Origin of the sequence: Photobacterium kishitanii (assembly GCF_003026355.1) — a bacterium.
GTDB classification, from domain to species: Bacteria; Pseudomonadota; Gammaproteobacteria; order Enterobacterales; family Vibrionaceae; genus Photobacterium; species Photobacterium kishitanii.
On record NZ_PYON01000013.1, the window covers coordinates 65,421 to 87,891 of the forward strand.

Genomic DNA, 22,471 nt, shown 5'->3' on the forward strand with positions numbered 1-22,471 from the left:
AGCTAATGACATAACAAAACCCATGACACCTAGATGGCATGGGTTTTTTTTGTTTACAACAGAATTATACTTTTAAAGCGCGTTCACCACGAGCAAGGCCAACAATACCACTACGTGCGACTTCAATAATTTCAGTTGCCTCACCTATCGCCGCTAAAAACGCATCTAACTTCTCACCGGTTCCTGTTAATTGAATGGTATAAATCTTACTGGTAACATCAACAATTAAGCCTCGGAATATATCCGCAGTACGTTTTACTTCTGCGCGCGCAAAACCACTAGCCTTAACTTTTACCAGCATCAACTCCCGCTCAATATGATCAGATTCAGTAACGTTACTTACCTTTAAAATATCAATTAATTTATGAAGTTGCTTCTCAATTTGTTCATAAGCAGCCTCATCTTGAACCTGAGTGGTAATATTTAACCGTGATAAGGTTGGATCATCAGTCGGTGCAACAGTTAATGACTCAATATTATAACCACGCTGAGAAAATAGTCCCACCACTCGAGAAAGCGCACCTGGCTGGTTTTCAAGTAATACTGAAATAATTCTACGCATTAAGTTCGCTCCGTCTTGCTTAACCACATATCACTCATTGCACCACCACGGATCAACATTGGGTATACATGCTCAGTCTCATCAACGCTAATATCAATAAAGACTAATTTATCTTTCAGTGCCAGTGCTTGCTCTAATTGCTGATCCAACAACTTTGGATCAGAAATACGGACACCAACATGGCCATACGCTTCTGCAATCGCTGCAAAATCAGGTACAGAATCCATGTAAGACTGAGAGTGACGCCCTTGATAAATCATATCCTGCCATTGTTTTACCATTCCAAGAAAACGATTATTAAGGTTAATAATTTTTACCGGAATATCGTATTGCAATGCTGTAGAAAGCTCTTGAATATTCATTTGAATACTACCATCGCCCGTTACACATACCACTTCTGCATCTGGCAATGCAAACTTAACCCCCATCGCCGCAGGCAAACCAAAGCCCATGGTGCCAAGACCACCAGAATTAATCCAACGACGTGGTTTATCAAATGGATAATACAAAGCAGCAAACATTTGATGTTGACCAACATCAGAAGTGACATATGCATCACCATCTGTGAGGCGATACAAGGATTCAATCACCTGTTGTGGCTTAATACGGCCACTGGTGGTGTCATAACGAAGGCATTGGCGTTGACGCCAAGTTGCTATTTGTTGCCACCACGACTGTAATGCTGCTTGATTCGTATTGCTGTCTTGCTCATTAATCAGCTTTAGCATGCTAGTAAGAACAGTTTCGGCAGAGCCAACAATCGGTATATCGACAGCCACCGTTTTCGATATCGATGATGGATCAATATCTATATGCATAATGGTGGCATTAGGGCAGTATTTCTCAAGGTTATTGGTGGTACGATCATCAAATCGAACCCCAATACCAAAAATCAAATCAGCATTATGCATTGCCATATTAGCTTCATAAGTGCCATGCATCCCCAACATGCCTAAACATTTTTCATGCGTTCCCGGAAAAGCACCGAGCCCCATTAGCGTATTTACTACCGGAATATTTAAGCTTTCAGCTAAGGTCATTAGTTGCTCACTGCAACTTGACATAATCGCGCCACCACCAACATAAAGCACTGGTTGTTTCGCTGCTAATAAGGCTTTAACGCCACGCTTAATCTGACCTTTGTGGCCTTGCGTAGTAGGGTTATATGAACGTAATGCTATCGATTGAGGATATTGATATGGATAGGTTTCTGCAGGATTAAGCATATCTTTAGGAATATCGACCACAACAGGCCCAGGACGGCCACTCGCTGCGATATAAAAGGCTTTTTTGATAATAGTGGGGATATCTTCAGGTTTAGTAACTAGAAAGCTATGCTTTACGACAGGTCGTGAAATACCAACCATATCGCACTCTTGAAAAGCATCATTACCAATCAGATTACTCATCACTTGACCAGACAGTACCACTAATGGGATCGAGTCCATATAAGCGGTAGCAATACCGGTAATAGCATTGGTTGCACCCGGTCCAGAAGTGACCAGTACAACACCAACATCACCCGTCGCTCGAGCATAGCCATCAGCCATGTGCACTGCTGCTTGCTCATGACGCACAAGTACATGTTCAATATCACTTTTTTCATGCAGCGCATCATAAATATCAAGTACTGAACCTCCGGGATAACCGAAGATATGCTTAACGCCTTGATCGATCATTGAACGAACGATCATATCTGCGCCAGACAACATTTCCATATTTTGTCTCCAGATCGATGAAACATAGTTAGGGCTTATTTTTAGCCTAATAAAAAACATGACTAAGCATGCTATGTTTATCACAGTTGTAATAACAACTATAAATAACTGCAACAACCTTAACGCTTTTGCAGCATTCATTACTAGAGCAAAATGGGAGTTTACGGTTTTTATCTATCGCGGTTAAAATTAGTGATGCTTTATATAACTATTAATTAGCACACTACTACCAATCACTATTATTAAGTAATAAATCAGTACATATCACTGTGTAATAACCATAAAAAAAGAAGCCAATAAGGCTTCTTTCTTAAATGTAAGCAAAAAACGGCTTAGTCGTCTTTTTGCTGGGCTTTTTTGTGGCTTTCTTCGTACATATGTTCAATCTCTTTATGGTAACGATCTTGAATCACTTTACGACGCAGTTTTTGCGTTGGTGTTAGTTCACCTTTATCCATCGAAAACGATTTTGGTAACAAGGTAAATTTTTTCACTTGCTCAAAACGGGCTAAATCTTTTTGCAGCTCAATAACACGTTTTTCAATTAACTCCACAATTTGGCTATGTTTAACCAGTTCTATGCGGTCTTTATATTTAATGTTCAACTCGCGAGCATGCTCTTCTAATGTTTCAAAGCATGGCACAATCAACGCCGAGACAAATTTACGGGTATCGGCAATTACTGCAATTTGTTCAATCAGATGATCCTTACCGATCGCACCTTCAATCACTTGTGGTGCAATATATTTACCACCCGAAGTTTTCATTAATTCTTTAATACGATCAGTAATAAACAAGTTACCTTGCTCATCAATATAACCCGCATCACCCGTTTTTAGAAAACCATCTTCAGTAAAGTTATTAGCGGTTTCTTCCGGCATATTATAATAGCCACGCATAACCATTGGACCGCGAACTAAAATTTCATTGTCTGTACCAATTTTAACTTCAGCACCCGGCATCGGCATACCAATTGAATCTGGATTAAAACAGCGATCATCCCAACAAGATACTGTCGCAGTTGTTTCTGTCATGCCATAGCCTAACTTAACGTTAACCCCCATCGCATGGAAAAAACGCCCAATACCCGCATCTAACTTAGCACCACCACATGGCATACATTTAATATTACCACCAAGCACTGCGCGTAGCTTAGATAGCACTATTTTATCCGCAAGGTTATAGCTCTTTTTTAATAACCATGATGGTTCACGGCATTGCTGACGAGCAAGTGACATTCTTGCCCCCATATTCACTGCCCAAGTAAAAATGATCTTACGGTGAATCGGCGCTCGAGACACTTTCTCATGCACACCTGAATATATTTTTTCATACACTCGTGGCACAGCAGACATGTAGTTAGGCTTAACCGTCACTAATGCTTCTTTAAGCTTATTAGTATCAGCTAGATAACAGTTAACCACGCCACGGTGCAACACATAAAATGTCCAAGCACGCTCAAACACATGTGATAAAGGTAAGAAACACAGTGAAGTATCACCTTCATCTAATGCTAGTCGTTCATCATGGGCAATAATTTGTGAAGCGACATTAGCATAATCAAGCATCACCCCTTTTGGCGTACCTGTAGTACCCGAGGTATAAATTAGCGTCAGTAAATCATCCATCGCTAAATCGCCAAGGCGCACATCAAGCTCTGATTGATGTTCTGAGGTGGCGGTCTTTAAAAAATCCACATAATGGCAAACTAAAGGATGCTGAGGTAACTCAATATCATCAGTTAACGCGACAATAAGTTCTAAACCTGGACACTGATCAGCAATAGAAACCGCAGCATTTAACTGAGCTTGCTCACCAACAAACAATACTTTTACTTTGGCATCATTAATAATATATGCCGCTTGCTGAGGCGTATTAGTTGGATAAATAGGAACCGTAACACAACGGTTATATAACGAGGCAAAATCAGCAACGGTCCAACGAGGCATATTATTAGCAAAGATACCGACTTTATCTTGTACTGCTAAACCTTGATTTAACAATGCCAAAGCCAATTGTTGAATTTTTTCACCAAAATTATTCCAGCTAATATCTTGCCATTCGCCATCAACTTGATGACGTAAAGCAGGACTGTCGCCTAAGCGCGCAATTTGCTGACGAATACGGTGAACAATATGGAAATCATGTTGTGCCATAAGTACTCTGTTTTTTTAGCTTACACTTGTAAGCTTATTTGAGAGGTGCAGTCTACAATTCAGTCTTTGAAAAGCCAACTATAATGCATATTAAATTATAGTTTCTAATGATCCACATCACTCTATACCTGCTTACTTATTGTCTTCAATAACTTTTTAAGTAAACGGTAAAAGTGTAAGAATCTATAAATAACATGCCCCCATAACAGAAAAAATCTGTGTGGAAATACGAGTCTTAAATATCACCGCTAAAAACATCGTTACGTTAGCTATTTAATGCTATCGCCAGTCGATATAATTTTATTTAGCCAATAAAAAAGCCAGCATTTAAGCTGGCTTTATGGTATCGCTATATTAACTATTAGCTGGTCAGATCACCACAAATAGCCATTAACTGATCACGCATCCAAATATTACCTTTATCTTTCTGCGTTGATTCATGCCAGCTCAGATAGCCGGTGATCTTAGCATTAGCAAATGGTAGCGATAATACCTTAATTTGTAAGTTTTCAGCTGACGCTTCAGCTAACCAACGTGGAGCCACCGCAATCAATTCAGATTGACTTACTACAAACATAATATCGTTTAGACTTGCACCTTGATAAGCATCCTGACAATTTGCTGCACTGTGATTATAAATATCATCTGCAAACATTTTTACATCCGAAACTGATTTCAGTACCGCATGCATTTCAGTATTAAATTCATCAGCAGAAATGCTGTCTCTAATACGAGGATGATCGTTAGCAACAATAGCAACTAACTCATCACAAAATAGCTCTGTACTACAGAAACCATCTTCATCAAATCGTGCATAATCAATCACAAAATCAACTTCCTGATAACGCATTTTTTGTGGTAATTCTGCGTCTAATTCGGCTTCTAATTGCAATTGAATATTCGGTGCTTGTTCACGCATCGTTGATAACACCGTCGGTGCAAAACGCATATCTGAAGGACTACAAATTGCGAGTTTAAAAGTGCGGCTTGATGTTAATGGCGCAAAAATAGAACACGGTAATTCATTTTTTACCAACTGCAATGCTTGACGTAATGGACCAAACAATTGTTTAGCACGTTGCGTTGGTTGAATGCCACGACCATGACGAATAAATAGTTCATCATTAAACATCACTTTTAAACGCGCAACAGCATTACTTACTGCTGGTTGCGACATACCTAAATTTTGCGCTGCACGAGTGATATTTTGCTCCTGCATAACCGCATCAAAAACAGTCAATAAATTAAGATCTACACTGCGTAATGTTGATTCCATACTATAATTATCAACAGCAGAAACTGAAGTAGTTGTTCGGCTCATGGTATACCTCTAAAATTTAATTATTATTGGTGCATCGCAATGCCATACTAACTTAGACATTATTTTTACTGTCTACAGTGTCTGCTTTGAATGCCCTTGTTGGGATACAACAAGTATCAACCATATAGATTGATGAAACTAATAATAGAAAATAAGACAATATGAACAGTCACTTATTTAATTACAATTCAGAAAAATAAATCATTAAAATTCAACAGTTTAATTAAATATAAAGATAAAGTTAATTTAATATAAATAAAACAAACGTTAATAAAATAAGATAAAATAGTCTTTTATTTTCAAAGATTATCATTTATTTTCAAATTAAAATTCACAATGAGAATATTATATACTTATTATATATTTAAATTTTGCATATACCGCTAGTTAAACATTATAGATATATAAATATAATAACTAGAAACAATTATTATTTTTAATAATAGTTTCTAGTTCTATAACTAATTATATTATTAATAATTGTCATTCAATTTACCCCTAATAAGTTAGTGACTACTTACACCTCATTTCTATAACCCGATTTTTATCTTTTTTAGACTCCTCTTACTGACTAAAAGTACAAAAAAAATACAACTTTTGGTTGACCTATAGCCTGTCTATTTGATATTCATTTGTTAACTGAATTTATTGAAGTCTTTAATGAAATGAAAACATGTTTCTCTATCCTCTTAACGCTCCTCCTTATCGTGACATAATCGCGCGGGTTGCTATCGAGTGGGAAACACCACCAAAGATTTCAAAACCCGCGCAACCAAGCGCGGGTTTTTTCATATTTTGACCAGCGCAAGTGAATGCGGAACTCAGCCTTATATCGGCTTATATTTAAAAGGATGTCACTATGAAAGATCAGGTCATTATTTTTGATACAACCTTGCGTGATGGCGAGCAAGCATTATCAGCCAGCTTAACTGTTAAAGAAAAATTGCAAATAGCCTATGCACTTGAACGGTTAGGCGTCGATGTTATCGAGGCTGGTTTTCCGGTCTCGTCCCCCGGTGATTTTGAGTCAGTACAGACCATCGCTAAACACATTAAACATAGCCGAATCTGTGCACTTGCTCGTGCTGTCGAAAAAGACATTGATGTTGCAGCTGAATCATTAAAAGTCGCAGAAGCATTTCGTATCCATACCTTTATTTCAACCTCAACGGTTCATGTACAAGATAAATTGCGCCGTAGCTATGATGATGTCATTGAAATGGGTATTGCGGCGGTAAAACGGGCACGAAAATATACCGATGATGTCGAATTCTCATGTGAAGATGCGGGACGAACACCAATAGATAACCTATGCCGTATGGTAGAAGCCGCGATTAAAGCTGGCGCTAATACTATTAATATTCCTGATACTGTTGGTTACACCCTTCCAAGTGAGTTTGGCGGCATTATCAGCCAACTGTTTGATCGCGTACCTAATATCGATAAAGCCGTCATTTCCGTTCACTGTCATGATGATCTAGGCATGTCAGTTGCTAATTCAATGGCAGCGATTCAAGCCGGTGCTCGTCAAGTCGAAGGTACAATAAATGGTCTTGGTGAACGAGCAGGAAACTGCGCCCTCGAAGAAATAGCGATGATAATTAAAACCCGTCAATCACTATTAGGGGTGCATACTAATATCAAACATAACGAGATCCATCGCACCAGCAAAATGGTCAGTCAGCTATGTAATATGCCGATTCAAGCTAATAAAGCGATAGTCGGGGGCAATGCCTTTAGCCACTCTTCCGGTATTCATCAAGACGGCATGCTGAAAAATAAAAATACCTATGAAATCATGACCCCCAATTCGATTGGTCTTAAGAATCAAGCGCTAAATCTTACTAGTCGCTCAGGCCGAGCTGCCGTTAAAAGCCATATGGATACCCTTGGCTATACCGAGCATGAATACGATCTAGATAAACTTTACGCTGATTTTCTTAAATTGGCGGATCGTAAAGGCCAAGTATTTGATTACGATCTAGAAGCATTAATGCATTTTGCTAACCTGCGCGATGAAGATGACTTTTTCAAAATAAACTATTTAAGTGTGCAATCTGGCAGTGTGATGGCAACCACTAGCATTAAGCTTCAATGTGGTGCAGAAGAAAAGTGTGAAGCTGCTGTCGGCAATGGTCCGGTTGATGCACTTTATCAATGTATCTATCGTCTAACAGGTTATGAGATTGTATTAGATAAATTTGATCTTACTGCAAAAGGCGAAGGTGAAGATGGTTTAGGCCAAGCGGATATCATTGCTAATTACAAAGGTCGTAAATACCACGGCACCGGTCTAGCGACTGATATTGTTGAAGCGTCAGGTCAGGCTCTGATCCATGTTATCAATAGTATTCATCGTGCCGATCAAATCGCGACTATCAAACAACAAAATAGCCAATAACTTATTAACCAATTCAATTTTATTTTTAGTACATTACGGAGAGCATCCACCATGGCAGGTTCATATAATATAGCGGTACTACCCGGTGACGGTATTGGCCCAGAAGTAATGCAACAAGCACACAAAGTATTGGCTGCGGTGCAACAGCAGTTTGATATTACTCTTCATTGTCATCAGTTCGATGTTGGTGGTATTGCGATTGATAATCATGGTTGTCCATTACCCGCCATCACTTTAAAAGGCTGTGAAGCAGCAGATGCGGTGCTATTTGGCTCTGTTGGTGGCCCTAAATGGGAACACCTCGCACCGAATGATCAACCTGAACGCGGCGCTTTACTCCCATTGCGTAAGCACTTTCAATTGTTTTGTAATCTACGTCCGGCACAAATTCATCGTGGCTTAGAACGCTTTTCACCGCTACGTGCTGATATTTCTGAGCGTGGCTTTGATATTGCCGTCGTACGTGAATTAACTGGCGGTATTTACTTCGGTCTACCAAAAGGCCGCGAAGGTGAAGGCGCCCAAGAAAAAGCGTTTGATACTGAAATTTATCATCGTTATGAAATTGAGCGAATTGCTAAAATTGCTTTTGAATCAGCTCAATTACGCCGTAAAAAAGTATGCTCAATTGATAAAGCCAACGTCCTACAAAGTTCTATTTTATGGCGCGAAGTTGTTGAAGAAGTCGCCCTAGGTTACCCCGATGTTAGCTTAACCCATATGTACATTGATAATGCCACTATGCAGTTAATCAAAGATCCATCGCAGTTTGATGTCATGCTATGTTCAAATATTTTTGGCGATATTATTTCCGATGAGTGTGCAATGATCACCGGTTCTATGGGAATGTTGCCATCAGCAAGTTTAAACCAACAAAAGTTTGGTATGTATGAACCAGCAGGCGGTTCAGCACCTGATATTGCAGGTAAAAACATCGCCAACCCAATTGCACAGATTTTATCAGCAGCCTTAATGCTACGTTACAGTCTTGGTGAAGAAGATGCCGCACGCGCAATAGAAAGAGCGGTAGCACAAGCATTAGAAGCCGGTGAGCTCACGGCTGATTTAGCTGGTAATGGCACCGCTCTAACCACCAGCGAAATGGGTGACAAAATCGCAGCCTATATTCAACATGCATAAGGATTAGCATAATGTCGAATAATACAACTTCGCTGGCAACCCCAGCCAAGACACTTTATCAAAAAGTTTATGATGCCCATATCGTTGTTGCTGCTGCTGGCGAAAACCCGATTTTGTATATCGATCGCCATTTAGTGCATGAAGTGACTTCGCCACAAGCATTTGATGGCCTTCGCGAACAAGGCCGCCAAGTACGCCAAGTTAATAAAACTTTTGCCACAATGGATCATAACGTTTCAACTCAGACCAAAGACATTAATGCCTCTGGTGAAATGGCACGTATCCAAATGGAAACGTTAGCTAAAAACTGTGCTGATTTCGGAGTGACGTTATACGATCTTAACCACAAATATCAGGGAATTGTCCATGTAATGGGGCCAGAGCTCGGCATTACTTTGCCTGGAATGACCATTGTTTGTGGTGACTCACACACTGCTACTCATGGCGCATTTGGTGCGCTTGCGTTTGGTATTGGTACCTCTGAAGTTGAGCATGTATTAGCGACTCAAACCCTGAAACAATCACGTGCTAAAACCATGAAGATTGAAGTTAAAGGTAAAGTGGCGGCAGGTATTACCGCCAAAGATATTGTGTTGGCAATCATAGGTAAAACCACGGCTGCCGGTGGTACTGGGTATGTGGTCGAGTTTTGTGGTGAGGCAATCACTGATTTATCGATGGAAGGTCGCATGACCGTGTGTAATATGGCGATCGAGCTTGGCGCTAAAGCGGGATTAATTGCACCAGATCAAATCACTTTTGATTACATTAAAGATCGTAAGTTTGCACCTAAAGGCGCTGATTTTGATGCTGCGGTGAAGTACTGGAGCTCATTAAAATCTGATCCTGAAGCAACGTTTGATGCTGTCGTGACCCTTGATGCTAAAGAGATTAAACCACAAGTCACATGGGGTACTAATCCTGGCCAAGTAATCGCCGTTGATGAGCCGATCCCTACTCCTGAAAGTTTTACAGACCCTGTCGAGCAAACATCTGCTAAAAAAGCGTTAGCTTATATGGGATTAGAAGCGCAAAAGTCATTATCTGATTACGCCGTTGATAAAGTATTTATTGGCTCTTGTACTAACTCTCGTATTGAAGATATGCGTGCTGCTGCTGCGATAGCGAAAGGGCGTAAAGTTGCGGCGCATGTGCAAGCATTAGTGGTACCCGGCTCTGAGCAAGTCAAAGCCCAAGCCGAGCAAGAAGGGTTAGATAAGATCTTTATTGAAGCAGGCTTTGAGTGGCGGCTACCGGGTTGTTCAATGTGCCTCGCCATGAACAACGATCGCTTAGGCCCAGGTGAACGTTGTGCATCGACCAGCAACCGTAACTTTGAAGGTCGTCAAGGCCGTGATGGTCGAACTCACTTAGTAAGCCCAGCAATGGCAGCAGCGGCGGCATGTGCTGGTCACTTTGTAGATATTCGCCAACTTGAACCCGTATCGGCATAATAAGGACATAACTATGACAGGTTTTACCCAACATACTGGATTGGTAGTGCCATTAAATACCGCCAACATTGATACCGATGCCATTATTCCAAAACAATTTTTACAAAAAGTCACCCGTACTGGTTTTGGACAACACTTATTTCATGATTGGCGCTTTTTAGATGATGCAGGTCAACAGCCTAATCCAGATTTCGTCATGAATGCACCACGTTACCAAGGCGCAACCATTTTACTCGCCCGTGAAAATTTTGGCTGTGGTTCATCACGGGAACATGCACCGTGGGCACTGGCTGATTACGGTATTAAAGTGATGATCGCCCCCTGTTTTGCGGATATTTTTTATGGTAATTCAATCAATAACCAAATGATCCCAGTACGCTTAACTGATCAACAAATTGATGAATTATTTAACTATATAGAGACAACTCTGGGGGCTGAGATCACCGTTGATCTGGAAGCTATGACAGTATTTGCCAACGGTAAACAATACTCCTTTGAGATTGATGAATTTCGACGTCACTGTCTATTAAACGGATTAGATAACATTGGCTTAACGCTGCAACATCAAGCAAAAATTGCTGAATACGAAGCGAATATTCCAACTTTCCTTGCTTAAATAACCCGCGCAATAAAACGCCTGTAATAATCAGGCGTTTGTTCCTAAAATTACTATCAACCTTGTAATAAACGAAGACTTGTAGCGGTCTTGATAGTTATCTTACCTCTATAATTGGTTACTTATGCGCATTGTTTTAAGCTTATTATGTATTTTATGGTCAATGACTATTTTCGCAGCACCAAAAGCAGATCTTTTACCTTATTGGCAGGATCAGCTTGCCACTGATCAACGTCAAATAGATCATCACCAATGGCAACAGTTATTGGATAAATATCTCGTTGTACAACCTCAACAAACACTCTTTCGTTATGGTGATGTCACCACCGCAGACAAACAACAATTAAGTAATTATATCAACCAACTAAGCGATCTTGACCCACGTCAATATAATCGTAATGTCCAATTTAGTTATTGGGTTAATCTTTATAATGCGCTGACAGTGCAATTGATCATTAATAATTATCCAATCACTTCGATCACTAAACTTGGTGGCTTTTTTAGTTTTGGACCATGGGATCAACCTATAGTGACGATCAACAATAAAACGCTTAGTCTTAATGATATAGAACACCGAATATTACGTCCGATCTGGCGCGATCCTCGTATTCATTATGCGGTTAATTGTGCCAGTTTAGGCTGCCCTGATTTACTACCACAAGTATTTGACAGCCAGCAATTAAATCATCAACTCGATGCTGCTGCGAGCAGGTTTATTAATAGTCCTAAAGGGGTACGTACTAACTCAACCCAAACCACTTTATCGTCAATTTATGATTGGTATAGTGCCGACTTTGGTAATCAACAGGCTTTATTGCAGCATATAAATCATTATCGTGTGCATAAAAAAATCACTGCCAAGAACATCAAATTTGATTACAACTGGTTGTTAAATAGGAAGCTATAACTTAACGTCTATTACAGGTACAATACTCGTGTTCTCATTGGGGAGCCGTTAGGCTGAGATTGTTGTTATGACCTTGATTGGTATAGCAGAACCCATTGAACCTGAACCAGGTAATGCTGGCGTAGGAATTGAGAAACGCATGGGTATTTCGCTCATGTAAATCTGCTATTACAGCATGATGCTTCCCCTCTCAACCCTGTGCCGCTCTCTCTTTTTATTTTGTTTGCAGGATGTAAACATCAGGAGCGCATAGTGAAAATCAGTTATACACTTTTACCGTTAATTTCGATGTCGTTACTCTCCAGCAACGCCTTCGCCGCCGATAATACTCTTAATGTTTATACCTACAGTTCGTTTTCGTCTGAATGGGGACCGGGACCTATCATTAAAAAAGCCTTTGAAGCGCAATGTAATGGCTGTAAGGTTAACTTTGTCTCTTTAGAAGATGGCGTATCAATTCTTAACCGTGTTCGCCTTGAAGGCAGCCGCAGCCAAGCCGACATTCTGCTCGGGTTAGATAACAATCTCATGACTGAAGCCAAGCAAACAGGGCTATTAGCCAAACAGCATGTTGATCTTAGTAAATTAACGCTACCTAAAGGCTGGCATGACGACACCTTTATTCCCTACGATTATGGCTATTTTGCGTTTGTTTATGACAGCACCAAATTACCCAACCCACCAACAAGTTTAAAAGCACTGGTTAATGATCAAAACATCAGTGTGATCTATCAAGATCCCCGCACCTCAACTCCAGGTCAAGGGCTAATGTTATGGATGAAATCAGTTTATGGTGATAAAGCTGCCGCTGCATGGCAACAGTTAGCCAAACACACAGTTACCGTTACTAAAGGCTGGTCAGAAGCTTACAACATGTTCCTTGATGGTGAAGCAGATATGGTATTGTCATACACCACCTCGCCGGCCTATCACATCATTGAAGAGCACAAGACCCAATATAAGGCGGCTAACTTCAAAGAAGGTCATTACATGCAAGTTGAAGTGGCGGCTAAAATGAAAAATAGCCCTCATCCTAAACTTGCTGATCAATTTATGCAGTTCATCGTCAGTGATGACTTTCAATCTCAAATTGCCACTCATAACTGGATGTATCCGGTGACTAAGCAGCCATTACCAGCAGCATTTAAACAATTAACTGTACCTGATAAAGCATTAGAATTTAGTGCTGATGAAGTTGCTCATAAGCGTAAAGCATGGATTCGAGAGTGGCAGCAAGCGCTGACCCAATAATGGCATAGAGCTGTGAATAAACGTGTAACTCAACTACTGCCTGGGCTATCTAGTGCTGGGCTTATTCTATTACTGGTGATCGCCGCGATCACCAGTCTTATTATCCATGCAGGTCAATGGCAACTAAGTAGCTTATGGCATGATCCCTATTTACGTCACGTTACACGGTTTAGTTTTTACCAAGCTTTACTGTCAACATTACTTAGCATAATCCCCGCAATTGCGATTGCTTACGCATTATCACGGCGTAATTTTATTGGCAAACAGCTGTTACTACGTTTGTTTGCAATGACCTTAGTCATGCCAGTATTAGTGGCGGTATTTGGTCTATTAGCTATCTACGGTAAAAGTGGGATCATTAGTCATGGACTAAGCCTGCTTGGATTACCTCGGCTCAATATTTATGGTTTAAGCGGGATTTTACTGGCGCATGTTTTTCTCAATTTACCCTTAGCAGTACGGTTCTTACTCCAAAGTTTAGAAGCGATTCCCCATGAACAACATCAATTAGCAGCCCATTTAGGCATTAGGGGTTGGCATAAATTTAGACTTGTTGCTTGGCCACGATTACGCCAACAATTGCCCCATGTCGCTGGACTCATTTTCATGCTGTGTTTTACCAGTTTTGCGGTAATTATGTCCCTTGGTGGTGGCCCTAAATCAACCACAATTGAACTGGCTATTTATCAAGCGATTCGCTATGACTTCGATCTTGCAACTGGCGCTATTTTAGCCCTGTGGCAAATGTTACTTTGTGGTGGGTTAGTATTACTCAGCCACCGTTTTTCTAAACCATTAGCAACATTTAGCGCATCAGTTGGTAAAAACGTAGTGAATTATCAAGATAATTGGCGCGCCAAATGTTGGGATTGGAGTTGGATAATTGGGGCAATATTACTAGTAATCCCACCCATTATCGCGGTCTTTATTGCGGGTTTAAATCGCCAATTACCACAGTTATTGCAACAACCAGCACTCTGGCACGCAGTGGCTAATTCACTCAAAATTGCCGTTATGGCGTGTGGTTTAGCATTTGTATTTGGGGTGATGATCTTACTGGCTAGTCGGCAGTTACGATTAACGAAACAACGCTTTGGCGCCGATAGTATCGAAATGATCGGTACCATCATTTTAGTCACACCTGGGCTGGTGTTAAGTACTGGGATCTTCTTACTATTACGTCAATATACCGATGTCTATGGCACCGCATTTTGGGTCGTAGTGGGAGTGAATGCATTAATGGCATTGCCTTATGTAATAAAGACCCTCAGTCAACCAATGCTCCATATTGCCCAGCAGTACAACCTCTTATGCCATAGTTTAGGGATGAATGGCTGGTCACGATTACGACTGGTCGAATGGCGATCCCTACGTCGACCAATCGCACAAGCATTGGCGATCAGTTTGGTGCTTTCTCTCGGCGATCTCGGTGCTATCGCTTTATTTGGCAGTCAAGATTTCCAAACACTGCCACTGTATTTATTTCAATTAATGGGTAGCTACCGTATGGATGGTGCTGCTGTGGCGGCATTATTATTGTTATTACTCAGTTTAGGCTTATTCAGTGCCATTGAATACTGCTTCCAACCTCGGCGTACCAAAGGTAAACACCATGCTTGATGTAAACCAATTACGTTATACCTACCAACCTCAACACCAGCATGAACACCCAATGCCGTTAAGCTTTAACTTTACGCTCCAACAAGGTGATATTGCGGCGCTGATTGGTCCAAGTGGTGCAGGAAAAAGTACCTTATTAGCACTTATTGCTGGTTTTTTGCAACCGAATAGCGGCGATATCAGTATCCACCAGCAATCCATTATTATGCTGGATCCTGCCCTGCGCCCATTATCAATGTTATTTCAAGAGCACAATTTATTTCCACATTTAACGGTGTACGAAAATATCGCCTTAGGGGTTGATCCACGTCTTAAACTAAACGCACACCAGCAACAACAGGTACATGATGCTGCCGCTAAGGTCGGGCTCGATTCATATTTAGCTCGTCTACCAGAACAACTGTCTGGGGGACAACGCCAACGGGTAGCGCTCGCACGCTGTCTTATTCGTCAACGTCCGCTACTATTACTCGACGAACCGTTCTCTGCCCTAGATCCAGCACTGCGTAATGATATGCTCAAGTTAGTCCAACAATTGGCACAACAGCAAGCCATCACAGTGTTAATGATCACTCATAGTCCTGATGATGCGAAAAAAATCGCCAATAAATGTATCTTCGTTGATAACGGCGAAGTTAAAGCATTTGGCGACACTGACATATTACTAAACCAGCCGCAACAAGCTGATTTACGTCATTATCTTGGATTAGACACACCACAGTAGTTGCCCCCAAATAAAGGCGAGCTCTTGGCATTATCAGCCAAGAGCTCGCCTTCTGTCGTTAAAACAATCAATAAAATCGGCATCAAACTAAAGATTTTCTTCAGCAAACTCCGCTAAGCGACTCCGTACCACGCCATTAAGATAAATATTGGCACTACCGTCAAAATGCTTAAACCGTTCGACAATATAGGTTAAGCCTGATGTCACTGGTGACAAATAATTTGAATCAATTTGAGCAAGGTTGCCTGAACACACCAATTTAGTGCCTTCACCACAACGGGTAATAATAGTTTTAATCTGAGATGCAGTTAAGTTTTGACACTCATCAAGTAGTACAAACGCATTTTGAATCGAACGCCCACGCATAAAGTTGATCGATTTAAATTGAATATTCGCTTTATCAAAAATGTACTTCATTGAGCCATCAGTACAAACATCATGCTTATGTAACGCTTCCATCGTGTCGGTCACTGCCGCTAACCACGGCAACATTTTCTCTTCTTCTGTGCCTGGTAAAAAACCGATAGATTCTGCAATTTCAGGCGTATTACGAGTGACGATGATCTTGTCATACATCCCTTTTTCAATTACCTGCTCTAAGGCGGCGGCCATCGCTAAAATGGTTTTACCACAACCTGCAGGCCCCGTTAAGATCACCAAATCAATGTTCGGATCGAGCATCGCATCCAACGCCATTCCCTGATAAATATTTTTAGGGTGAACGCCCCATGCTTGACGATGCATTAAGCGTTCGTAGCTAATATCTTTAATGGTGACCTCTTCACCATCAATTGCTTTGATACGCGCGGCAAACTCTTCGCTATCATCAAGTAAATATTGATTCACATAAGGCGTTTCAAATAACACTTTTGGCAAGGTATGTAAGGTTGAGCTCCCTCGATTTTCAGAATGACATTCAACGACGTTACTCCAAAAATTACCGCTATAACGATGAAAACCTTTACTGAGTAAAGCAACATCATCAATCAATTGATCAGAACGATAATCGTCGACATTCAATACTCCAGCACCTTTAGCTCGTAAGCGCATATTGATATCTTTAGTGACTAAGACTACGCTTCTGGGAGCATGTTTTTGTTGTAAAAAAAGAACGCTATTAAGAATACGGTTATCACCCGCTTTATCACTAAACGCATGCACCGTTTGTTTGACTTCATAATCAGCAAAAATGGCAATGGTACCGTTGTGAGGAATTTGATCATTAAAACAAATACCCGCTGAAATTTGTTCAGGGGTGGCATCGTGAAAGATATTTTCTAAGGCACGAATTGCAACTCGTGCATCACGAGAAACATCACGTTTACTGTCTTTGATACGATCTAACTCTTCCAATACCGTCATGGGAATTACCACGTCGTGTTCTTGGAAAGAGAAGATAGCGAGAGGTTCATGAAGCAGAATATTTGTATCTAATACAAACAGTTTCCGTTCGGCATTGTCCATAAGCACCTCCTTGGTAGGGCAAATAGCAATAAACTTACTATCCTATTTTAGCTTACGTCAAAATTAACGATTTAGTTAAATAACGACGTCATCTCTATTAATGACCGGAGTTGATGAAACTAAAATGACATTGGAACTTAAGCCTTTTTTACACACTTTCACCGTGACCTTAATCACATCATGCAGTACCATAACTCCCCCATTTTTGAGTTATGCGTATGCCGTATTATTCATTTATGCATTTAGTTTTATTATAGACGATAAACAGATAACGCGAATTATAACATTTTCCTTTATATCAAATAATTAGAAGGTTTTTAGCACTATGCCATTTGCTTTGGGTCAACGTTGGATCAGTGATACAGAAAGTGATTTAGGTTTGGGCACAGTCGTTGCGATTGAGCCACGAACTGTCACTTTGATGTTTCCAGCATCAGATGAAAACCGCTTATACGCTCGCCATGATGCACCAGTTACCCGCGTAATGTTTAATGTTGGCGATGTGATTGAAAGCCACGAAGGCTGGTCGCTAAAAGTTGAAGCGATCGAAGAAGATAAAGGAATTATCACTTATATCGGTACTCGTACAGATACCGAAGCAAGTGATGTTGCATTACGTGAAATATTTTTAAGCCATCAAATTCGATTTAATAAACCGCAAGATAAATTATTTGCAGGCCAAATCGATCGCATGGATCGGTTTGCGTTACGCTACCGTGCGCTAAAAAACCAATATGAACAATTAAAAAGCCCATTACGTGGTTTATGTGGCATGCGTGCAGGTTTAATTCCACACCAACTTTACATCGCCCATGAAGTGGGTCGTCGTTACGCTCCACGCGTTTTACTGGCTGATGAAGTCGGTTTAGGTAAAACCATTGAAGCGGGTATGATCATCCACCAACAAGTGTTGTCAGGCCGTGCTGAACGTATTCTAATTTTGGTACCAGAAACACTACAACACCAATGGCTCGTGGAAATGATGCGTCGTTTTAACCTTCACTTTTCTATTTTTGATGAAGAGCGTTGTGTTGAAGCTTTTGCTGACTCTGCCAACCCATTTGATACTGCACAATTTGTATTGTGTTCGCTTGATTTTCTACGTAAGAGTCGTCGCCGCTTTGAACAAGCGCTTGATGCCGATTGGGATCTATTGATTGTTGATGAAGCACATCACCTTGAGTGGAGTGAAGAGCGCCCAAGCCGTCAATATCAAGTGGTTGAAGCGATTGCTGAAAAAACGCCAGGGGTATTATTACTTACCGCAACCCCAGAACAATTAGGCCGTGAAAGTCACTTTGCACGCCTACGCTTATTGGATCCTGATCGTTTTTACGATTATGACGCTTTTGTTGAAGAAGAGCGTCTATACGAACCTGTTGCAGATGCAGTATCTCAATTACTTGCGGGAGAAAAACTCAATAACAACGCCAAGCAAACCTTAATTGATTTACTTGCTGGTCAAGATGTTGAGCCAATGATAACTGCCATTGAAAATGCGGCTACTGATGATGACGTAGCCGCATTAGAAGCTCGCCATGAACTGATCAGTAATCTGATGGATCGCCATGGTACTGGCCGCGTATTGTTCCGTAATACCCGTTCAGCTATCAAAGGTTTCCCTAAGCGTCACCTTAATATGTATCCATTACCAATGCCTAATCAATACAGCACCGCAATGCGTGTTGCAAGTATGATGTCAGGTAAGCTAAGCATTAACGAAAAAGCCATTAAACTGCTTTACCCTGAAGATATCTATCAAGAATTTGAAGGTGAATCAGCCACATGGTGGAACTTTGATCCACGTATTAATTGGCTATTAGATATGCTAAAAGCCAACCGTAATGAAAAAGTATTGGTGATCTGTTCTCGCGCTCAAACCGCGTTAACATTAGAGCAAGCATTACGTGAACGTGAAGGTATTCGTGCCACCGTGTTCCATGAAGGGATGTCAATTATTGAGCGCGATAAAGCCGCCGCGTATTTTGCTCAAGAAGAAAGTGGCGCTCAGGTCTTAATCTGTTCAGAAATTGGCTCTGAAGGGCGTAACTTTCAATTTGCTAATCAATTAGTAATGTTCGATTTACCAAGTAACCCTGACTTACTCGAGCAACGTATTGGTCGTTTAGATCGTATTGGTCAACAGCGTGAAATTGAAATTCATGTGCCGCATCTTGAGGGAACGTCACAAGCATTACTTGCACGTTGGTTCAACGAAGGTTTAAACGCTTTTGAAGAAACCTGCCCAACAGGTCGCCCAGTTTACGAAGCAGTATGTGAAGATCTCATCACTCTACTTGCAAGTGATAAGCAAGATAGCGATGCTCTAGAAGCTGTGATCACTCAAAGTGCTGCGCTACATAACGAACTCAAAGGCAAACTTGAACAAGGTCGTGATCGTTTACTTGAAATCCACTCTAACGGTGGTGAGGCTGCTCAACAATTAGTTGAACAAATCAGTAGCAAAGACGGCGATACCAACTTGGTCTCTTTCGCTCTTGGCTTATTTGACACTATCGGCCTTAACCAAGACGATAAAGGTGAAAACGCAATTGTAGTCACCCCATCGGAACACATGATGGTCGCGAGCTACCCAGGTTTACCGTATGACGGCTGTACGATTACTTTTGATCGAAATACGGCGCTATCACGCGAAGATCTGCACTTTATCAGCTGGGAACACCCAATGATTCAAGGTGGTATCGAATTACTATTGAGTGAAGGCGTTGGTACGACTGCTGTTTCATTATTGAAAAACAAAGCATTACCAGTCGGTACGTTATTGTTAGAACTGATTTATGTGGTTGATGCGCAAGCACCAAAACAATCAGGCATCGGCCGTTTCTTACCGAAAACGCCAATTCGTATTTTACTTGATAGTAAAGGCAATAACCTGTCGGCGAATGTTGAGTTTGAAAGCTTTAACCGTCAGTTAAGCCCAATTAACCGTCATTTAAGCAGTAAGCTAGTCAATTCAGTACAGAAAGAGATCCATACTTTAATTGCTCATGCTGAACGCGAAATTGATAAAGAGTTGGTTAGCGTTCGTAGCCAAGCACAAGCAGAGATGGAAGCAAGCTTACGCGCTGAACATCAACGCTTACTGGCACTAAAAGCGGTTAACCCAAATATTCGTGATGACGAATTAGAATTGATTGAAACTCAAATTTTAGATTTGACCGATTACATTGCCAAAGCGCAAATTCAACTTGATTCATTACGTTTAATTGTTGTTAGTCATAACTAATTACTGACGTTATTACCATAAAAACTCCGCCGCCGATTATATGTTTACAGCATCTGATCGGCGGCTTTTTTATGGTAGCAGTGCTATAGGCATACCAATTATGAGGTATTCATATTAGTATGCTGACCAATTTTTTACTCTCACCAACGAGCGCATCATGAAACCATTGCCAGTGCTGATCTACAATCCACCCACAGATCCTTGGTTGGATACCCTTTTTATTGATAGTGATATTATTGCTGTCAACAAACCAGCAGGCCTGTTATCAAACCCAGGTCGTCAACCTGAGCACCATGACAGTGTGTTTGCGCGCGTGTTAGCCCAATATCCTCAATCACAAATTGTGCATCGTTTAGATATGGGTACATCAGGCTTAATCGTATTAGCCTTAAATAAGGCAGCCGAACGCCATTTCAAAGCACAATTTCGTGAGCGTGAAACGAAAAAAGTCTATTACGCTCGAGTATGGGGACATCTAGAACATGATAGCGGTACGGTTGATTTGCCACTGATTTGTGATTGGCCAAATCGTCCTCGTCAAAAAGTGTGTTTTGATGATGGTAAGCCATCAGTTACTCACTATGAGGTATTAAGCCGCGATGATAAAACCACGCTAGTGCGTTTATTACCTATCACTGGTCGCTCTCATCAATTACGAGTACATATGCAAGCACTCGGGCACCCTATTTTAGGTGATGGCTTCTATGCTAATGACGAAGCGCTTGCAGCATCACCGCGACTGCTATTACACGCCGCTGAGCTAACCTTTACTCACCCTGGTACCGATGAGCCGATGCATCTTTTCGCACCATGTGAATTTTATCCACAAGCACCAACTCAAACAATTTACCCATAAGCGGTAGGCATCTTTAGCAATGAATGCTAGCGTAAAGCCTGCATTCATTGTTTATTGAGGTTACCCATGGAAACCATCGTTTTTCTTGATCATGGAACCATTCCGACACACATTAGTCTCCCTCGTCCAACCTTTTGTCACCAATGGCAGCAATACGATACCACCACACCAGCACAGATAATTGAACGACTTCAACATGCGACCATAGTGATCACTAATAAAGTTGTCCTCGATAGCCATATTCTTGCCCAATTACCACAACTTAAATTTATCGCCATCGCCGCCACAGGCACTAATAATGTTGATCTCAATTATTGCCGAGCCCATAACATTGGAGTGGCGAATATTCAGGGTTACGCCACTCGTTCAGTACCAGAACATGTGATCGCAATGATTTTTGCTCTCAAACGTAACCTTGCTGGTTATCAGCAAGATATTGCTAACGGTGAATGGCAACGCCAGCAGCAATTTTGTTTCTTTACGCATTCAATTACGGATGTTGCGGGATCGACCTTAGGCATTATCGGTAACGGCAGTTTAGGCAAAGCAGTTGCAGCACTCGCGCGTGCAATCGGAATCGAAGTTTTATTTGCAGAGCATCCAGGGGCAAATCAATGTCGTGATGGCTATCATCCCTTTGAGCAAGTATTACGTGAAGCTGACATCATTAGCCTTCATTGTCCGCTCACCTCAGCAACGAATAATATGATTGCAGCCCCGCAATTTAAATTAATGAAACCCAGCGCAATTATTATTAATACTGGCCGTGGCGGACTGATTAATGAACAGGCTTTGATTGATGCACTGCTCTCCCAACAAATAGCGGGCGCTGGTATTGATGTCTTTACTCAAGAGCCTGCGCCGATGTCTAATCCTTTAATTGCCCATAGCCATTTACCTAATTTAATTTTAACACCACACGTTGCGTGGGGATCTGACTCCGCTATTCAGGCATTAGTGAATCAGCTCATTGATAATATCAATAGCTTTCACCAAGGCACCCATAAAAATCGGCTTTAATGATGATTTTTAGT

The 22,471-nt window shown here is 41.1% G+C and carries 16 protein-coding genes and 1 riboswitch; of the genes, 11 read left to right on the forward strand and 5 right to left on the reverse strand.

Translation table 11 applies throughout. The features are described 5' to 3' along the window. Window positions 1-64: 64 nt before the first annotated feature. From ilvN to leuO, 4 genes are all read right to left on the reverse strand, one after another. Window positions 65-562 (reverse strand): acetolactate synthase small subunit, encoded by a 498-nt coding sequence (ilvN, locus tag C0W29_RS15070; protein WP_045041784.1) that lies wholly within the window; start codon window positions 560-562, stop codon window positions 65-67. After that, the gene (locus C0W29_RS15075; RefSeq protein WP_045045349.1) at window positions 562-2,280 is read right to left on the reverse strand and encodes an acetolactate synthase 3 large subunit; all 1,719 of its coding nucleotides are present in this window, start codon (window positions 2,278-2,280) and stop codon (window positions 562-564) included. Before C0W29_RS15075 ends, ilvN begins: the two co-directional genes overlap by 1 nt. Window positions 2,281-2,612: 332 nt before the next feature. After that, window positions 2,613-4,436: an AMP-dependent synthetase/ligase gene (locus C0W29_RS15080; RefSeq protein WP_045041782.1), complete on the reverse strand. Its 1,824-nt coding sequence runs from the start codon at window positions 4,434-4,436 to the stop codon at window positions 2,613-2,615. 361 nt (window positions 4,437-4,797) lie between these two features. Further along, on the reverse strand, window positions 4,798-5,757 hold the full coding sequence (gene leuO / locus C0W29_RS15085) for a transcriptional regulator LeuO (RefSeq protein WP_045041781.1): 960 nt from the start codon (window positions 5,755-5,757) through the stop codon (window positions 4,798-4,800). Window positions 5,758-6,616: 859 nt separating this feature from the next. On the opposite strand from leuO, the gene leuA reads away from it, so the two are divergent. The 8 genes from leuA (at window position 6,617) to thiQ (ending at window position 15,870) form a co-directional block, all read left to right on the forward strand. Next, a complete protein-coding gene (gene leuA / locus C0W29_RS15090; protein ID WP_045041780.1) occupies window positions 6,617-8,158 on the forward strand; it encodes a 2-isopropylmalate synthase in 1,542 nt (513 codons plus the stop codon). Window positions 8,159-8,209: 51 nt separating this feature from the next. After that, entirely contained in the window at window positions 8,210-9,298 is a 1,089-nt protein-coding gene (gene leuB, locus C0W29_RS15095) for a 3-isopropylmalate dehydrogenase (protein WP_036796163.1), read from the forward strand. 11 nt (window positions 9,299-9,309) lie between these two features. Next, entirely contained in the window at window positions 9,310-10,752 is a 1,443-nt protein-coding gene (gene leuC / locus C0W29_RS15100) for a 3-isopropylmalate dehydratase large subunit (RefSeq protein WP_045041779.1), read from the forward strand. Between the two features lie 13 nt (window positions 10,753-10,765). Next, entirely contained in the window at window positions 10,766-11,368 is a 603-nt protein-coding gene (gene leuD, locus C0W29_RS15105) for a 3-isopropylmalate dehydratase small subunit (RefSeq protein ID WP_045045350.1), read from the forward strand. Between the two features lie 124 nt (window positions 11,369-11,492). Beyond that, window positions 11,493-12,275, forward strand: coding sequence for a DUF547 domain-containing protein (locus C0W29_RS15110; protein ID WP_045041777.1), 783 nt, complete (start codon window positions 11,493-11,495; stop codon window positions 12,273-12,275). Window positions 12,276-12,303: 28 nt separating this feature from the next. Next, window positions 12,304-12,420: riboswitch (TPP riboswitch) on the forward strand. A gap of 143 nt (window positions 12,421-12,563) precedes the next feature. After that, the gene (gene thiB / locus C0W29_RS15115; RefSeq protein ID WP_045045360.1) at window positions 12,564-13,526 is read left to right on the forward strand and encodes a thiamine ABC transporter substrate binding subunit; all 963 of its coding nucleotides are present in this window, start codon (window positions 12,564-12,566) and stop codon (window positions 13,524-13,526) included. Between the two features lie 12 nt (window positions 13,527-13,538). After that, window positions 13,539-15,146 carry a thiamine/thiamine pyrophosphate ABC transporter permease ThiP gene (gene thiP / locus C0W29_RS15120; protein WP_045045351.1) on the forward strand — a complete coding sequence of 536 codons (1,608 nt, stop codon included), beginning with the start codon at window positions 13,539-13,541 and terminating at the stop codon, window positions 15,144-15,146. After that, window positions 15,139-15,870 (forward strand): thiamine ABC transporter ATP-binding protein, encoded by a 732-nt coding sequence (gene thiQ / locus C0W29_RS15125; RefSeq protein ID WP_045045352.1) that lies wholly within the window; start codon window positions 15,139-15,141, stop codon window positions 15,868-15,870. Before thiP ends, thiQ begins: the two co-directional genes overlap by 8 nt. 87 nt (window positions 15,871-15,957) lie before the next feature. Here the strand turns inward: thiQ and C0W29_RS15130 are convergent, their stop codons facing one another. Next, window positions 15,958-17,334, reverse strand: a complete 1,377-nt coding sequence (locus C0W29_RS15130; RefSeq protein ID WP_045041774.1) for a PhoH family protein — start codon at window positions 17,332-17,334, stop codon at window positions 15,958-15,960. A gap of 325 nt (window positions 17,335-17,659) precedes the next feature. On the opposite strand from C0W29_RS15130, the gene rapA reads away from it, so the two are divergent. The 3 genes from rapA to C0W29_RS15145 all read left to right on the forward strand — a co-directional run bounded on the left by rapA (window position 17,660) and on the right by C0W29_RS15145 (window position 22,457). After that, window positions 17,660-20,581: an RNA polymerase-associated protein RapA gene (gene rapA / locus C0W29_RS15135; protein ID WP_045041773.1), complete on the forward strand. Its 2,922-nt coding sequence runs from the start codon at window positions 17,660-17,662 to the stop codon at window positions 20,579-20,581. A gap of 157 nt (window positions 20,582-20,738) precedes the next feature. Continuing rightward, entirely contained in the window at window positions 20,739-21,437 is a 699-nt protein-coding gene (rluA, locus tag C0W29_RS15140; protein ID WP_045041772.1) for a bifunctional tRNA pseudouridine(32) synthase/23S rRNA pseudouridine(746) synthase RluA, read from the forward strand. 66 nt (window positions 21,438-21,503) lie between these two features. Beyond that, window positions 21,504-22,457, forward strand: a complete 954-nt coding sequence (locus C0W29_RS15145) for a D-2-hydroxyacid dehydrogenase (RefSeq protein WP_045045353.1) — start codon at window positions 21,504-21,506, stop codon at window positions 22,455-22,457. Window positions 22,458-22,471: the final 14 nt, after the last annotated feature.

Bases quoted from the DNA above. Each gene is read 5' to 3' on its own strand.
- thiQ (WP_045045352.1), top strand. From the start codon at position 15,139: ATGCTTGATGTAAACCAATTACGTTATACCTACCAACCTCAACACCAG.
- ilvN (WP_045041784.1), bottom strand. From the start codon at position 562: ATGCGTAGAATTATTTCAGTATTACTTGAAAACCAGCCAGGTGCGCTT.
- rapA (WP_045041773.1), top strand. From the start codon at position 17,660: ATGCCATTTGCTTTGGGTCAACGTTGGATCAGTGATACAGAAAGTGAT.
- thiB (WP_045045360.1), top strand. From the start codon at position 12,564: ATGTCGTTACTCTCCAGCAACGCCTTCGCCGCCGATAATACTCTTAAT.
- C0W29_RS15075 (WP_045045349.1), bottom strand. From the start codon at position 2,280: ATGGAAATGTTGTCTGGCGCAGATATGATCGTTCGTTCAATGATCGAT.
- C0W29_RS15130 (WP_045041774.1), bottom strand. From the start codon at position 17,334: ATGGACAATGCCGAACGGAAACTGTTTGTATTAGATACAAATATTCTG.
- C0W29_RS15110 (WP_045041777.1), top strand. From the start codon at position 11,493: ATGCGCATTGTTTTAAGCTTATTATGTATTTTATGGTCAATGACTATT.
- leuO (WP_045041781.1), bottom strand. From the start codon at position 5,757: ATGAGCCGAACAACTACTTCAGTTTCTGCTGTTGATAATTATAGTATG.
- leuD (WP_045045350.1), top strand. From the start codon at position 10,766: ATGACAGGTTTTACCCAACATACTGGATTGGTAGTGCCATTAAATACC.
- C0W29_RS15145 (WP_045045353.1), top strand. From the start codon at position 21,504: ATGGAAACCATCGTTTTTCTTGATCATGGAACCATTCCGACACACATT.
- leuA (WP_045041780.1), top strand. From the start codon at position 6,617: ATGAAAGATCAGGTCATTATTTTTGATACAACCTTGCGTGATGGCGAG.
- rluA (WP_045041772.1), top strand. From the start codon at position 20,739: ATGAAACCATTGCCAGTGCTGATCTACAATCCACCCACAGATCCTTGG.
- leuB (WP_036796163.1), top strand. From the start codon at position 8,210: ATGGCAGGTTCATATAATATAGCGGTACTACCCGGTGACGGTATTGGC.
- C0W29_RS15080 (WP_045041782.1), bottom strand. From the start codon at position 4,436: ATGGCACAACATGATTTCCATATTGTTCACCGTATTCGTCAGCAAATT.
- leuC (WP_045041779.1), top strand. From the start codon at position 9,310: ATGTCGAATAATACAACTTCGCTGGCAACCCCAGCCAAGACACTTTAT.